This window comes from Microbacterium excoecariae (genome assembly GCF_011326725.1).
In the GTDB taxonomy this organism is placed as follows: domain Bacteria; phylum Actinomycetota; class Actinomycetes; order Actinomycetales; family Microbacteriaceae; genus Microbacterium; species Microbacterium excoecariae.
The window spans coordinates 2,366,327-2,381,192 of the sequence record NZ_JAANCO010000001.1; the positions used below are offsets into that span (position 1 = coordinate 2,366,327).

A 14,866-nucleotide genomic window follows, 5' to 3' on the forward strand; every position below is an offset into this window, starting at 1 on the left:
GGTGATCAGGCCCGCGCGAGCCCGGTGGTCGCCGTGACGGCCGCGCGCCAGCGGCCGAGCCACGCGTCGAGCGCGCCCTCGTCCGCGTAGGTCTTGTCGGAGAGGTACAGCCCCTGCACCGGCACGACCGCGCCGAGCTCGACGAGCAGCGGCTTCAGCAGCAGCTCGGGGGCCATGAAGTGGGCGGGGCCGGCGCCCAGCATGAGCGGGATCGCCGTGACCCCGGCGAGCCCCGTGCCCGTCTCGAACTGGTCGAGGAAGAGCTTGAGGATCCCCGTGTAGGTGGCCTTGAACGTCGGCGACGCGACGATGATAAGGTCGCTCTCGGCGACGGTGGTCACGGCCGCGGCGACGGCTTCGTCGCCCCAGCCGAGGAGCCCCGCGCCGAGGGTGACGACGTCGACCTCCTGCCACTCGGTCGAGAACTCGCGCGCGAGGATCCGCCCGGCCTCGAGCGTGCGCGAGCCGGGCTTGGGGTTTCCGGCGACAACCGTGACGTTCATGGGGTCCTCTCGGTTCGTGATGTGCCCCTAGGACACCAGGCCCCGGTTGCCCCGGCATATCTGCAGATTTGCGCCTCCATTACGCCGCGGACATCTCCCATGCGCGCGAAAGCGCCCCCGCCAATGTCCTGGTCGGGGGCGCTTTTAGTGGATCCGGCGGCGCGGGCTCGGGCGATAACGCCGCGGCCCCACCCGGTCCCGCGGGCCTACGCGAAGTCGCGCAGGTTGTCCCGGAGGTGGTCGTGCTTGAAGCCCGTGCGGATGAGGCCGCGCCGGCGCAGGGCCGGCGACAGGGCGTCGGTGATCGAGGCGATGTAGTGGCGGCTCATGGGCTGGTTGTAGATGAGGAAGCCGTCGCCACCCACCTCCTCCATGACCTCGCCCATCCGCTCCGCGACCTGGTCGGCCGTGCCGGCGAGCGGGATCGAGGAGATGCGGCTGCTCTCGGAGGCCGCCTCGCGGATCGTCTTGTTGCCCCACGCGCGCTTGGTGTTCGCAAGCGTGGACTGGTGCCCGTTGGTCGTGACGTCGGCCGGCAGCGGCTGATCCGGGTCGAAGACCGACATGTCGATCTCCTGCGTGGCCTCGAAGTGGGCCATGTTGACCTCGAAGTTGTAGTCCTTCGCGTCGGCCCAGGCCTGCTCGATCGCCTTGGCCTCGGCCTCGGTTTCGCCGATGATCGGCAGGACCACGAAGAACACCTTGATGTCGTCGGGGTTGCGCCCGAAGCCCTCGGCGCGGCGGCGGATGTCGTCGCGGAACTCCTTCATCCCCTGCACGCCGTTCGGGATGTTGAGGATGAGGTCGGTGTTCTTCGCCGCGAAGTCGCGACCCTTGGGGGATCCGCCCGCCTGGCAGTACACGGGCGTGCCCTGGGGGCTCCGCGGGACGTTCAGGGGTCCGCGCGACTTGTAGAACGTGCCCTCGAAGTCGGCGCGCTTGACCTTGGTGTAGTCGGCGTAATAGCCGGTGGCCGGATCCGCCACGATCGCGTCCTCGTCCCACGAGTCCCACAGCGCCTCGACGCACTGCTTGAACTCGTCGGCCATGTCGTAGCGCAGATCGTGCTCGGGCAGCTTGTCCATGCCGAAGTTCTGCGCCGCTCGGTCCTCGGAGCTCGTGACCATGTTCCAGCCGATGCGGCCGCGCGTGATGTGGTCGAGGGTCGCGAACTGGCGCGCGAGCTGGAAGGGGTTGTAGAACGTCGTCGACGCCGTGCAGATGATCCCGATGTGCTCCGTCGCGTACGCGAGCATCGACGCCGTGACGACGGGGTCGAGCTTCGGCGCGTAGCGCGCGTGCTTGAGGGCCATCTCGGACGTGCCCTGGTACATGTCCGGCACCATGAGCGAGTCCTCGAGCATGAGGAAGTCGAAGCCCGCGCGCTCGAGGTTGCGCGCCTGGTCGATGTAGAAGCGCCCGTCCATCCAGGTCGTCGCGTCGTCCCCCACGAACGGGGCGGTGGGCGAGGGGGCCCACTCGGGGGCGGTCAGGTTGCCGAACCAGCCGAGCTGAAACATGCGTGTCTCTCTTTCGTTGCGGCGGGGCGCCCGGGAGGCGCCCCGCCGGAGAATGGGTGTCGGTCAGTCCTCGACCGTGAGGTTGGAGTAGTCCATCCACTGGTCCGAGCGGATCGCGTAGCCGGTTACGTCGCTGCCGAGGAGCACGGGCGGCTGCGTCTGTCCGAGGAAGACGATGGGCGACGAGTCGATCCAGTACGCCTCGGCGGCGGCCCAGGCCTCCCCCGCCTCCTCGGAGAATGAGTCGGCGTACTCGTACCCGGCGAGCTTGAGCTCCTGGAACGTCTCGTCGTTCCAGTCGGCGAGGTTGTTGGCCCCGTCGATCACCGTGTAGACGTTGAGCTCGTAGCCCGGCGCCATCGTGATGGCGTAGTCGCGGAGCAGGTAGGCCTCGCCCGAGTGGTCGACGCGCTGGGCGTTGAACTGCGACTGGTTCTGCTCGTCGATCGTGACGTTGAATCCCGCGTCGGCCGCGGCCGACTGGATCTGGATCGCCGTGTTCGCGAGGTCCGCGTCGGACGCGCTCACCGTGAGAGTCACGTCGACGGGCGTGGTGATCCCCGCGCCCTCGAGCAGCTCGAGCGCGGTGTCGGGGTCGTAGGTGTACTCGGGGATGTCCGCGTCGGAGTACCCGGGCGCCTCGCGGTCGAGGAAGCCGGATCCGTTGCGCACCGCGCGACCGTGGAACACGTTGTCGATGATCTGGTCGTAGGGCACGGCGTAGGCGAACGCCTGGCGCACCGTCTCGTTGTCGAACGGGGCCTTGTTCGTCACGAGCGGCATCATCACGTATGTGTTCGAGTTGGACACCGTCGGGACGATGACGTCGGGGTTCTCCGCCGCCTCGGCGAGCGCGGCCGGGTCGACGTTCTCGGCGATGTCGGCGCTGCCGCTCTCGACGGCCGTGACGCGCGCGCCGCTGTCGGGCACGATGCGGACGATGACGGTGTCGACGTCGGGGACGATCGGCAGGCCCGTGTCCTCGCGCGCGACGAGCGTGGCGCCGGTGGCCGGATCCCAGTCCGTGACCTCGTAGGGACCGAAGCCGAAGTTGGGGTTCTGGGCCGAGAACTCGACCGCGTAGGGGTCCTCGTCCGTCGCGTTCTCTTGGAGCCAGACGGAGTCGTAGACCTCGCCGAGCACGTCGGACAAGAGCGCCTGGAACTCGGTGCCGTATCCGGCGTCGGTGAGCGTGAAGGCCACCGTGCGGTCGTCGATCACCTCGATCATCTCGTCGGGGTCGGTCCAGACGGGCCCCGCGGCGCCGTAGGCGACCGACGTGGCGGTCTCGAACTTGCGCTCCCACGACCAGCGCACGTCCTCCGCGGTCAGCGGGTTCCCCTGCGCGCTCGTGACCTCGCGCAGCGTGAAGGTGTAGGTGAGGCCGTCGTCGCTCACCTCGAGCGACTCGGCGAGGTAGGGCTCGAACGTCGCCATGTCCTGGGCCTGGACGCCGGCCTGGTCGGTGTCGACGTAGGGCTTCTTCAAGAGCGTCGCCTGCGTGTTGACGGACTGCTCCATGCCGCTGAACGTGTAGTCGAGCGACCAGCCCATGTTGTTATCGGGCTGAACGATCGTGACGGTCGTGCCGTCGGCGGAGGTGTCGGCGGTCGTCCCGGCGCCGCACGCGGCGAGCGCGAGCAGCCCGGCCGCGGCGGTCCCGGCGACGGCGGTGCGCAGGATCCGTCGGGTGCGGAGGGAGAGGGATGAGGGCGAAAAATGCATGGCTGTACTCCTCGGGGAGGGGTGGAGTGATGCGGGGGATGCTCCGGGCGGAGCGGGCGGAACAGTCAGTGGGACAGGCGCATGATGCGCCGGTTGAGCGCCACCATGAAGACGGTAACGAGCAGCATCGCGAGGGCCGGGAACAGCACGGGCCACCACTTGCCGGTGAGGACGCCGGACACCTCGGTGGAGATCATGGATCCCCACTCCGGGGCGGGCGGGGCGAGCCCGACGCCGAGGAACCCGAGGCCCGCGACGAGGGCGATGGAGGAGGCGAACACGAGCGTAATGTTCTCGAGCGCGGGCCAGGCGGCGTTCGGGAGGATGTAGCGGAAGGCCGTCGACGTCGCCGACTCCCCCGACACGCGGGCGTTCTCGACGAACACCTCGCCGCTGACCTGCAGCGCCTCGGCGCGGACGAGGCGCGCCTGGTTGGGCGTCAGCGCGACGACCATCGCGAGCGTGAGCGTGACCATGCTGACGCCGAAGAACGCCACGAGGACGAGCCCGATGATGACGGCGGGGAGCGCCTGTAGCAGGTCGAGCGCCCGGAACGACACCTGCCCGATCGCCCGCAGCGCGCGGGAGCGGGAGCGCTCGAACAGGGCGGCCGCGAGGCCGATGATCATGCCGAGCACCGTGCTGATCGCGGCGGTCGCGAGCCCGATGACGACGTCGATGCGGAAGCCTGCCAGCGTGCGGGAAAAGACGTCCATGCCCGCCGAGTCCGTGCCGAACGGGTGCGCGGCGCCCGGCAGGATGTACGGCTCGGCGACGACGCGGGTCGCGGGATAGGGCGCGATGGCCTCGCCGAACAGGCACAGCGCGAGGACGAGCGCGACGCCCACGAGCGAGAGGATCCCCGTGATGCGGTTCGTCAGTTGGGCGCGGCGCTTCTGGCGCGCCACCACCTCGTGGGGTGCGGGGGCGGCGGGAACCACCTTCTCCGGCGTGCGGACGGGATCGGCGAGCGCGGTCATGAGGTCTCCTGGTTCCTGTCGGTCACGCGGCGACGGTCGAGGTGCGGCGGCGGGGGTCGATGATTCCCGTGACGATGTCGACGGCGAAGAAGACGATCAGCGAGATGAGCGCGATGGCGAGGAGGATCCCCTGCAGCGCGACGTAGTCGGATCGGTTCACGGCGTTGACGGCGTACTGGGCGCTGCCTTGGAGGGCGAACAGCTGCTCGATGACGACGGCGCCGCCGAGGAGGAAGCCAAAGATCGTGCCGAACATCGCGAGCGCGGCGGGCAGAGCGCGGCGCCAGACGGATCGCAGCACGGCGCCCGTCTTCTGCCCCGTCGAGACGGCGAACTTCGTCGAGTTGGCCTCGGCGGCCTCCTGCAGCGCGGGGATGAGCACCTTGAGGAGCATCGGCCCGTAGGCGAGCGCAAGGGTGAGCGTGGGGAGCCAGAGGTGGGCCCAGATCGACGCCTCCACGTCCCACCGCCCAGCGATCGCCGCGTCGATGATCGCGAATCCCGTGACCGTCGGCGGCGGCGGGAGCGTCACGTCGTACAGCCCGATCGGCGCGGGCGCGATCCCGAGGACGACGAAGAAGAGGAGGATCCCGAAGATGCCGAGCACGAAGTCGGGCACGGCACCGGCGGTCCGCGCGACGAAGGCGGCTACCCGCGCGACGACGCTCCCGGGGCGGATCAGGACGGCCATGCCGGCGCCGAAGGCGAGCAGCACGATCGCGAGCGCCGCGACGATCGCGTTCTGCACGGTGCCGGGGATGACCCGCACAAGGTCGTCGAGGACGGGCGCGCCCGAGCTGAACGAGGTGCCGAGGTCGCCCTGGACGAGCCGGCCGAGGTAGGCCCCGAGCTGCTCCGGGAGGGATCCGCTGAGGCCCATCGCCTCCTGCATCTCGAGGTACTGCTCCTCGGTGATGTTCTGCCCGCCCGCCGCGTTGACGACGGGGTCGCCCGGGATGACGCGCACGAGGAAGAACACGACGATGACGAAGACGAAGAGGTACACGGGGATGAGGATCAGGCGCTGGACCCACCAGAAGTGGGTGTGGCGCAGCGAGAGCAACCGGGCCATCAGGCGGCCTCCTCGTATCGGTAGGCGCCGACGAGGGCGCGGGTGTAGTCGTCCTGCGGGTCGCCGAGGACGTCTGCCGTCGCGCCGCGCTCGACGACGCGGCCGGACTTCATGACGAGCACCTGCGAGGTCATGAACGCCGTGGTCGGCAGGCCGTGCGAGACGAACATCAGCGCGCACTCGGCCTCGTCGCAGTAGTCGCGCAGGAGATTCAGGACGACACCCTGCACCGAGACGTCGAGCGCCGAGACGGCCTCGTCGGCGAGGAGGAGGCGGGGCTGCGGGAGCACGGCGCGCACGATGGAGAACCGCTGGCGCTGGCCGCCCGAGAGCGCGGCCGGCCGGCGGTCGAGGAGCGCGGGGTCGAGGCCCATCTGCCGCGTGAGTTCCTCGATGCGCACCGTGGCCGCGGGCTTGTCGAGGCCGCCAAGCTTGGCGTTGACGCGCATCATGGTCGCGCGGATCGTCCACCGCGGGTTGAACGCCCCGCCCGTGTCCTGGCCGATCCACTGCACGGCGCGGCGGAACGCGAGGCGCGCCTTGGCGTCGTGGCTGTCGACGGGCACCCCGTCGTAGAGCACCTCGCCGGTGTCGGGGTGGTCGAGGCCGAGCGCGAGGCGCACGAGCGTGGACTTGCCGGATCCGGACTCGCCGATGATGCCGACGCGCTCGCGGGAGCCGACCTCGAAGCTCACCCCCTGGAGCGCGGGGTGGTCCTCGCCCGCCACCCGGAAGGTGCGGCTGACGTCGCGGAACTCAAGCATGAACGGCCTCCTGCTCGATCGTGGCCAGGCGTGTGGTGTTCCAGTTGTCGAGGGTGGGGATCGCGTCGAGGAGCCCGCGGGCGTAGGAGGATCCCGGCTCGCGGGCCGCGAGCTCGGCGGGCGTGAGGCGGTCGACGACGGCCCCGCCGCGCATGACGACGAGGTGGTCGACGTAGTGGCTGCACAGCGCGATGTCGTGCGAGACGATCAGGAGGGCGGCGCCCGTCTCGGCGGTGAGACGGCTGAGCACCTCCATGGTCTCGCGGGCGACGGACGCGTCGAGGGCGCTCGTGGGCTCGTCCGCGATGATGAGGCGGGGCTCCGCGGCGAGCGCGAGCGCGATCATGACGCGCTGGCGCATGCCGCCGGAGAGCTTCTGCGGGGTAGATCCCCACACGCGGTCGACGTCGGAGAGGCCCACCGACCGCAGCAGCTCCCCGGCCCGCTCGCGGGCCGCGGCCGCCGAGAAGCGCCGGACGCCGGCGAGCACGGCGCGGAACTGCCGGCCGACCGTCGCGACGGGGTCGAGGGAGGACATGGCGTCCTGGAAGATCGTCACGACGCCGGGAACGCGCGGCGCGATGAGCGTCTTCTGCCGCGTGGCGCCGATGGGCACGCCCTCGAAGCTGCGCTCGTCGGCAAGGATCGTCGCCGAGCGCGGGAGGAAGCCGGCCGCCGCCATGCACACGGTGGTCTTGCCGGATCCGGATTCACCGATGAGCGCGACCCGCTGGCCCCGCGGGACGTCGAGGGCGACGTCCCGCACGGCGAAGGTGCCGTCGTAGGCGACCGAGAGGTTGCGAAGGACGAGCCCGGGGGCCTCGGCGGGTGCGCTCATGATCAGAAGGACCTCAGGTTCTCGCGGAGGGTGGTGTGGTCGTAGCCGTCGCGGATGAGCCCGCGGCGGCGGAGGGCGGGGCTCAGCCCGTCGGCGTACTCGGCGATGGAGCGGCGGGTGACCTCGGGGTAGAGGAGGAAGCCGTCGCCGCCGACCTCCTCCATGAGCTCGCCCATCTTGGCCGCGACCGTGTCGGGGGATCCGATGAGGCCGAGGTCGTCGATCTGCCGAATGGTCGTGACGACCTCGCGCAGCGTCTTGTCCTCGTTACCCGTGACGTACTGGCGCATCGAGCTCTGCTCGCCGTTGCCGACGACGTCGGGCATCTTGGCGTCGAGGTCGAAGGTGCTGAAGTCGACCTCTCCCCCGCTGATGTACGACATCTGCCAGAGGATGTGCTCGATGTACGCGTCGGACTGGGCGTAGGCGAGGCGCTGCGCCTCGCGCTCTCGGGCGTGGGCGTCGGTCTCGCCGAGCATGGGCGTGACGAGGAACATCACCTTGAGGTCGTCGGGGTTGCGGCCGTGGGCTGCGGCGCGGGCGCGCATGTCGTCGCGGAACGCCTTCATCTGCTCGACGCTCTTGCCCATCGCGAGCATGGTGTCGGCGTGCTCGGCGGCGAGCTCGCGGCCGGGGATCGAGTTGCCGGCCTGGGCGACGACGGGGCGGCGCTGCGGTCCCGGGATCGTGTTGAGCGGCCCGCGCACCGAGAAGTGCTCGCCGCGGTGGTCGATCGTGTGGACCTTGGCGGCGTCCGCGTAGCGCGGGACGGACGGATCCAGCACCAGCGCGTCGTCGTCCCACGAGTTCCAAAGCTTCGAGACGACGTCGAGCCACTCGGCGGCCCGGGCGTAGCGCTCGTCGTGCGGCGGGAGCTTGTCGTAGCCGAAGTTCTGGCCGACCCGGTGCGTCACGCTCGTGACGACGTTCATTCCGTACCGTCCCTCCGTGAGGTGGTCGAGCGTGACGGCCTGGCGGGCCGCGAGGTACGGCGGGTACTGAGTGGTGGAGGCGGTCGCGATGACGCCGATGTGCTTCGAGTGCTGCGTCATGAGCGGCACGAGCGGCATGGGGTCGTTCTTCGGGGCCATGAATCCGCGGGCGAGGGTGAGATCGGCGGATCCGCCGTAGGTGTCCTCGATCATCGACGTGTCCTCGATGAACACGAAGTCGAATCCGCCCCGCTCGAGCGCGCTCGTCATGTCGCGATACATGTCGGGCTTCGTCCACTCCGTCATGCCCCGCCCCGTGAAGGGGCCGTGCCAGGGCTGAATGCCGAAGCCGTTTCCGAGAAACCAACCGAGGTGGAACATCGTGACTCTTTCTGCGGTGCGGGAGGGTGTGCGCTCCAGTGTTGACCGTCGAGCGCACGCCCGGTTTTCCGTGCATTTACGCGTCGTTTACGCGGTGAGATCCCGCGTTTTTCCGCGGATAGAGCGCGCTTAACGCGGCGGATCCCGCCGAACCGTGCCCGCGAAAAGGCCCGCTAGGAGGCCGCGCGGTCGTGCGCGCGGTGGACGGAGAGGTCGGGGGTGGCGGCCCGGTCGGCGAGGAGCGCCGACAGCCGCCCCGAACGATCGCGGAGCGGGAAGGAGACCCGGTCGGCCCGGTAGTGGGCGAAGCTGTATTCGTGCACGACGCCGTTCACGTCGAGGAGCCGCTGTTCCCGCATGAGGACGGGCGCGCCCGGCGCGATGTGCAGCGTCCGCGCCGTGTGCTCGTCGGCGGCCGCCGCGTCGATGACCGTCTCGACGTCGCCGAGCGGCACCCCGAAGACGAACTCGAACGCGAACTCGAGGCTCGGGCACGTCGGCCACGAGGCCGGCTGGTGCACGGAGGTGCGGTAGTAGGCGGTCCGTAGCCCCACGGGCTCGGCGCCGTCGGCCGTGACGTGCTCGAAGATCTGCTCGCACATGCCGATCTCGCGGTCGTCCGTGTCCATCGCCGTGCGCACGAAGGCGACCATCGGCACCCGCCGGTCGACGAGCTTGCGGTACATGAACCCGGGCGGCGTGTGGTTCGGGAGGATGTCGTCGATCGGGATCCGGTACTGGTGCCCCACGACATGCGTTCCGACGTGCCGCTGCCGGGCCACGAGCCCCTCGTCCGCGAGCCGCGCGAGCGCGTAGCGGATGCTCGCGCGCGGCAACCCCGTGAGCGTCACGAGGTCGCTCTCGATGAGCGATCCCCCGCTCTCCACCCACCCCGACCGGATCTGCGAGCGGATCAGCTCGTACGCCCGCCGGTGCTGGCCGTCGATCGCGCGCCTGGCCGCCGTGGTGAGACTCCGGGGTTCGGGCATGTTGTCTCCACTCGCGCGCGGCCGGCCAGGCAATGATGTGATGATTCCCATCCAGCATCGACCCCGGGTGTTTCGCCCGGATTACCCCTGGACGGTGGGTTGGTTTCGACGCGTGTCGTTCAGACCACCGTCGTGTCGACGGCGCCCGCGGGCACGTGTCGCCCGGTGGGCCGGACGCCGACGAACGCCCCCTCCGCGACGACCCGCTCGCCGCGCACGAAGACGTCGGCCGGGCGCCCCGTGACCTCCATGCCCTCGTACGGCGTGTAGTCGGTCGCCATGTGGAGGTCGCCCGTGCGAATCGTCCACGTCGCGGCCGGATCCCACAGGACGATATCCGCATCGGATCCGGGGCGCAGCGTGCCCTTGCGCGGGTAGAGCCCGTTGACCTTCGCGGGGTTGGCGGCGGTCGCCTCCACGAAGCGACGGGGGCTCAGGCCGCGCTTCGACACGAACTCGCTGAAGATCACCGGCAGCCGCGTCTCGACGCCGGGGAGGCCGTTCGGCATGATGCGCACGTCGTGCGGATAGGTTTCCTTCTGCGCCGTGTCGTAGCAGCAGTGGTCGCTTCCGATCGTCGTGATCTCCCCGTTAAAGAGGTACTCGCCGAGCGCGTCGACCGTCTCCCGGTCGCGCAGCGGCGGGCAGCACACGAAGCGCTCGGGGTGCGCGCCGAGGTAGTGCGCGTCGTCGAGGACGAGGTGGTGCGCGACCGACTCGGTGAACGCACGCACGCCCCGGCGGCGCGCGTCGGCGACGAGGTCGACGGCGGCGGGCGTCGACTGGTGCACGAAATACACGGGCGCCCCGATCGACTCGGCGATCGCGAGCACCTCGGCCACGGCCGCCGTCTCCGCGAGCGCGCTGCGGCTGTCGTGCATGTGGCCGGCGTCGATCTCGCCGCGGCCCGCGGCGCGGCGCTGGTCCTCCTCGATGATCGCGTTGGCCTCGCAGTGGATGACGACCATGCCGCCGACCTCCTGCAGCACCTGCATGGTCTTGAGGATCGTGTCCGGCTCGGCCATCGACTCCCCGCGATACGTCGTGAACATCTTGACCGTCACGACGCCCTCGGAGGCGAGGGTCCGTAGCTGATCGGGCACGGTGTCGTCCCACGCGACGACGGAGGCGTGCAGGGCGCTGTCGCACCACCCCTGGTCCGCCTTGGCCCGCTGCGCGCGGGCGACCTCGATCGGCACCTCGCCGGGACGCGGAATCGCGAAGTCCACGATCGTCGTCGTGCCGCCGAAGACCGCCGCCGTAGTGCACTCGGCGTAGTCGTCGCGCGAGGTGAACTCCCCCGACGTGAAGCCGACGTGGCAGTGCGGATCCACCCCGCCGGGCATCACCAGGCGGCCGGTCGCGTCGACGATCTGCGCGCCGTCCGGCGCAGGCGTGCCGGGGGCGACGATTGCCGCGACCCGCCCCTCCGAGACGAACAGGTCGGACGGGCCCATCCAGTCCGCCTCGACGAGGGTGCCGCCGCGGATCACGAGGTCGACGTTCATGGGGTGACTCCTTCGGGGGTCTGGCCGGCGCGGGCCTCTCGGCGCGAACGCTCCAGCGCGGGATCGGGGATCGGGACGGCCTCCAGCAGCGACCGCGTGTAGGGGTGGGCCGGTCGGAGGTATACGTCGTCGCGCGGTCCCTGCTCGACGATGCGCCCGCTGTTCATGACGGCCACGCGGTCGCAGAGGTAGCGCACGACGGCAAGGTCGTGGGCGATGAACAGCAGCGCGAGGTCGAGGCTCTCGCGGAGCTCGGCGAGGAGGTTCAGGACCTGCGCCTGGACCGAGACGTCGAGCGAGGACACCGGCTCGTCGCAGATGAGCACGCTCGGACGCACGGCGATCGCACGGGCGATCGCGATGCGCTGACGCTGGCCGCCCGAGAACGAGCGCGGGTACCGGTCGAGGTGGCTCGCGTCGAGGCCGACTGACTCGAGCGTCCCGACCACGCGATCGGTGCGGCGGCGCGCGTCGCGCTCGATGCCGTGGACGAGGAGGCCCTCGCCGACGAGATCCCGCACGCGCATGCGCGGGTTGAGGGAGGCGAACGGATCCTGGAACACGAACTGCATCGTGCGACGCGCGGAGCGGAGGGTGCCACGCGAGGCGCCGACGATCTCCTGCCCGTCGAGCGTCACGGACCCGGCGTCGGGGGCGATGAGCCCGGCGACGAGCCGCGCCGTCGTCGACTTCCCGGAGCCCGACTCGCCGACGAGACCGAGGGCGGATCCCCGCTCGAGCGTGAACGACACGTCGTCGACGGCGAGGCGGTCGCGCCCGGCGAACCGCTTGGAGAGGGACTGGACCTCGACGAGACTCATGCGGGTGCTCCTTCCGTGGGCCGGCCCGACTCGCCGGCTTCGAACTCGGCGACGGACCTCAGTCGTACGCCCGGGTCCGAGTCCAGCCGGGGAATCGCGGCCAGCAGGCCGCGGGTGTACGGATGCTGCGGCGCGGCGTACAGCGCGTCCACGCCGCCGCGCTCGACGATCTCGCCGTGGCGCATGACGACCACCTCGTCGGCGAAGCCCGCCACGACGCCGAGGTCGTGTGTGATCAGCAGCACGCCGATCCCGCGCTCGTCGGCGACCTCGTGCAACAGCTCCATCACCTGCGCCTGCACCCGCACGTCGAGCGCCGTCGTGGGCTCGTCGGCGATGAGCAGCTCGGGCTCGGCGATGATCGCGATGGCGATGACCACCCGCTGGCGCATGCCGCCCGAAAACTCGTGCGGGTAGTCGTCGAAGCGCGCGGCCGCGTCGGCGACCCCGAGGCGTCCCAGCAGGTCGATCCCGCGTTGCCGGGCCACGCGGCGGGAGACACCGCGGATGAGGAGAGGCTGCATGATCTGCCACCCGATGCGCTTGACCGGGTTCAGCGAGGTCAGCGGGTCCTGGAACACGAGCCCCGCGCCGGATCCGCGGATCCCGCGCACCGTCCGGGGGCTCGCCCCGACCAGCTCGCGGCCCGCGAGGCGAATGCTGCCCTCGAGCTGCGCGTCGGGGTCCAGCTGCAGGACGGCGCGGGCCGTCACGGACTTGCCGGATCCGGACTCGCCGACGAGCGCGACCTTGCGGCCGGTCTCGACGGCGAGCGAGACGCCGTGCACGACCTCGGTGCCGCCGCCGTCGGGCGTCGGGTAGGACACCCGGAGGTCGGTGATCTCGAGCAGCGCGCTCATCGTGCGCCTCCATTCCGGAGCGTCGGATCGCGGCGGACGCGGAGCCAGTCGCCGGCGAGGTTGAAGGCGATGGCCGTGAGCGCGATGGCGAGGCCGGGGAACACGAGCGACCACCACCCGTTGACGACGTTGTCGGCCGCCGACGCGATCATTGCGCCCCACTCGGGCGAGGGCACCTGCGCGCCGACGCCGATGAAGGACAGGCCGCTGATGACGAGCATCACGGCGGCGACGTCGAGCGTCACCTGCACGTACATCGCGTCCAGGGAGTTGGGGAGGATGTGGCGGAACACGAGGCGCCACCGGCTGACGCCGAGCGCGATCGCGGACTCGACGTACTCCGAACGCCGCGTCTCGCGCACGACGCTGCGCACGAGGCGCGCGTATCCGGGCCACCACGTCGCGGCGATCGCGACGACGGCGGACGACAGCCCGGGGCCGAGCGCGACGGCGAAGCCGAGCGCGAGGATGATCGCGGGCAGCGCGAGCCCGATGTCAGTGATGCGCATGAGCACCTCGTCGACAACCCGCCCGCCGAGGGCCGCGATCGTGCCGACCGCGATGCCGATGACGATCGTGACGGCCAGGACGATCGCCGTGGCGGTCAGGGTGATTCGTCCGCCGGCGAGCACCCGCGAGAGCACGTCTCGCCCGTTGACATCCGTGCCAAACCAGTGTGCGAGGCTCGGCGGCTGGAGCGCCATCGTCAGGTCGACCTTGTATGGGTCGTAGGGCGCGATCCATGGCCCGACCACCGCGACGACGACGACAAGGGCGACGACGACGAGGGCGATCCGCTCGACGAGCGGGGTGCGGGCGCGGCGGGAGCGAGCGCGCACGAGGGCGCGGGTGCGGGGCGCGAGGACGCTCATCGCGCACCTCCGATCGGGGCGAGGCCCGTGCGGGCCTGGGTGGGCGCGGCGACGGCCGCGCGTCGGGGCGCGGCGCCGTCGCGCAGGCGCGGGTTGATCCACAGCTGCAGCACGTCCACCGCGAGGTTCGTGACGATGAAGACGATGCCGATGACGATGATGGCGCCGATGACGGGATAGAGGTCGTTCTGCAGCACGGCCGTGACCATGTACGCCCCAATCCCCGTGCGGTTGAACGTCGACTCGACAAGGACGGTCGTGCCGAGCATCCAGCCGAGCTGCATGCCGAGAATCGTCGTCATGGGGATCAGCGCGTTGCGGAACCCGTGGGCGACCACGACGCGGAACTCCCCCGCCCCGGTCGCCCGGGCGAGGCTGACGTAATCGGCGTCGAGCGCCGTGATCATGCTGGAGCGCACCGTGCGCGCGATCACCGCGATGAACGACGCCGCCAGCGTCACGGCGGGGAGAAGGAGGTAGGACAGGGCGGATCCAAAGGCCGCGAGGTTGCCGCTGAGGAGCGCGTCGAGCGTGACGGCCCCGGTGATCGTCGGCACCGCGTAGTCCATGCCGATCTGCCCGTATAGGGGCAACCAGCCGAGCACGACGGAGAAGAGCAGTTGCAGGAGCAGACCGAGCCAGAAGACGGGGAGCGCCGCGCCGAGGAGCGCGACGAAACGCGCCGCGACGTCGGCCGCGCGGCCGCGGCGGTAGGCCGCGAGGATTCCGAGCGGCACGGCGATGAGGACGTTGATGATCATCGCGGCGACGACGAGCTCGAGGCTCGAGGGCAGCACCTGCGCGATATCGGCCGTGACCGGCCGGTGCGTGAAGACGGACGTGCCGAGGTCTCCGCTGAGGACCCGGCCGACGTAGTCGACGAACTGCGCCCAGAGCGGGCGGTCGAGCCCCAGGGTCTGCCGCGCCGCCTCGACCTGCTCGGCCGTCGCGTTGCGGCCGGCGGCCGCGCGGGCCGGGTCGCCGGGCAGGATCTGCACCATCGCGAAGGCCATGACCAGGAGGCCGGCGAAGACAAGCACCGCGAGGGCGATGCGTTGGAGGAGGTAGCGGATCACGGGGGTCCTTCCGCTGGTTCTGGGG

General features: G+C 70.6%; 14 protein-coding genes. All 14 read right to left on the minus strand.

Annotated elements, in window-relative coordinates:
• Positions 1-5 precede the first annotated feature (5 nt).
• Complete coding sequence (locus G8E01_RS10940; protein ID WP_166319573.1) at positions 6-503, minus strand: NAD(P)H-dependent oxidoreductase; 498 nt, start codon at positions 501-503, stop codon at positions 6-8.
• Positions 504-709: 206 nt separating this feature from the next.
• On the minus strand, positions 710-2,023 hold the full coding sequence (locus G8E01_RS10945; protein ID WP_166319575.1) for an NtaA/DmoA family FMN-dependent monooxygenase: 1,314 nt from the start codon (positions 2,021-2,023) through the stop codon (positions 710-712).
• Between the two features lie 63 nt (positions 2,024-2,086).
• Positions 2,087-3,748: an ABC transporter substrate-binding protein gene (locus G8E01_RS10950; protein WP_166319577.1), complete on the minus strand. Its 1,662-nt coding sequence runs from the start codon at positions 3,746-3,748 to the stop codon at positions 2,087-2,089.
• Positions 3,749-3,813: 65 nt separating this feature from the next.
• Positions 3,814-4,728, minus strand: coding sequence for an ABC transporter permease (locus G8E01_RS10955; protein WP_166319579.1), 915 nt, complete (start codon positions 4,726-4,728; stop codon positions 3,814-3,816).
• A gap of 22 nt (positions 4,729-4,750) precedes the next feature.
• Positions 4,751-5,800: an ABC transporter permease gene (locus G8E01_RS10960; RefSeq protein WP_166319581.1), complete on the minus strand. Its 1,050-nt coding sequence runs from the start codon at positions 5,798-5,800 to the stop codon at positions 4,751-4,753.
• Positions 5,800-6,564 (minus strand): ABC transporter ATP-binding protein, encoded by a 765-nt coding sequence (locus G8E01_RS10965; RefSeq protein ID WP_166319583.1) that lies wholly within the window; start codon positions 6,562-6,564, stop codon positions 5,800-5,802. Before G8E01_RS10965 ends, G8E01_RS10960 begins: the two co-directional genes overlap by 1 nt.
• Positions 6,557-7,402: an ATP-binding cassette domain-containing protein gene (locus G8E01_RS10970; protein ID WP_166319585.1), complete on the minus strand. Its 846-nt coding sequence runs from the start codon at positions 7,400-7,402 to the stop codon at positions 6,557-6,559. Before G8E01_RS10970 ends, G8E01_RS10965 begins: the two co-directional genes overlap by 8 nt.
• 2 nt (positions 7,403-7,404) lie before the next feature.
• Positions 7,405-8,715 (minus strand): NtaA/DmoA family FMN-dependent monooxygenase, encoded by a 1,311-nt coding sequence (locus G8E01_RS10975; protein WP_166319587.1) that lies wholly within the window; start codon positions 8,713-8,715, stop codon positions 7,405-7,407.
• A 173-nt stretch (positions 8,716-8,888) separates the two neighbouring features.
• Positions 8,889-9,704 carry a GntR family transcriptional regulator gene (locus G8E01_RS10980; RefSeq protein ID WP_166319589.1) on the minus strand — a complete coding sequence of 272 codons (816 nt, stop codon included), beginning with the start codon at positions 9,702-9,704 and terminating at the stop codon, positions 8,889-8,891.
• A 119-nt stretch (positions 9,705-9,823) separates the two neighbouring features.
• Positions 9,824-11,212: a dihydropyrimidinase gene (gene hydA, locus G8E01_RS10985; protein WP_166319591.1), complete on the minus strand. Its 1,389-nt coding sequence runs from the start codon at positions 11,210-11,212 to the stop codon at positions 9,824-9,826.
• Entirely contained in the window at positions 11,209-12,033 is an 825-nt protein-coding gene (locus G8E01_RS10990; RefSeq protein ID WP_166319593.1) for an ATP-binding cassette domain-containing protein, read from the minus strand. Before G8E01_RS10990 ends, hydA begins: the two co-directional genes overlap by 4 nt.
• Positions 12,030-12,893, minus strand: coding sequence for an ABC transporter ATP-binding protein (locus G8E01_RS10995; RefSeq protein WP_166319595.1), 864 nt, complete (start codon positions 12,891-12,893; stop codon positions 12,030-12,032). Before G8E01_RS10995 ends, G8E01_RS10990 begins: the two co-directional genes overlap by 4 nt.
• Positions 12,890-13,765, minus strand: a complete 876-nt coding sequence (locus tag G8E01_RS11000; protein ID WP_166319597.1) for an ABC transporter permease — start codon at positions 13,763-13,765, stop codon at positions 12,890-12,892. Before G8E01_RS11000 ends, G8E01_RS10995 begins: the two co-directional genes overlap by 4 nt.
• Positions 13,762-14,841, minus strand: coding sequence for an ABC transporter permease subunit (locus G8E01_RS11005; protein ID WP_166319599.1), 1,080 nt, complete (start codon positions 14,839-14,841; stop codon positions 13,762-13,764). Before G8E01_RS11005 ends, G8E01_RS11000 begins: the two co-directional genes overlap by 4 nt.
• Positions 14,842-14,866: the final 25 nt, after the last annotated feature.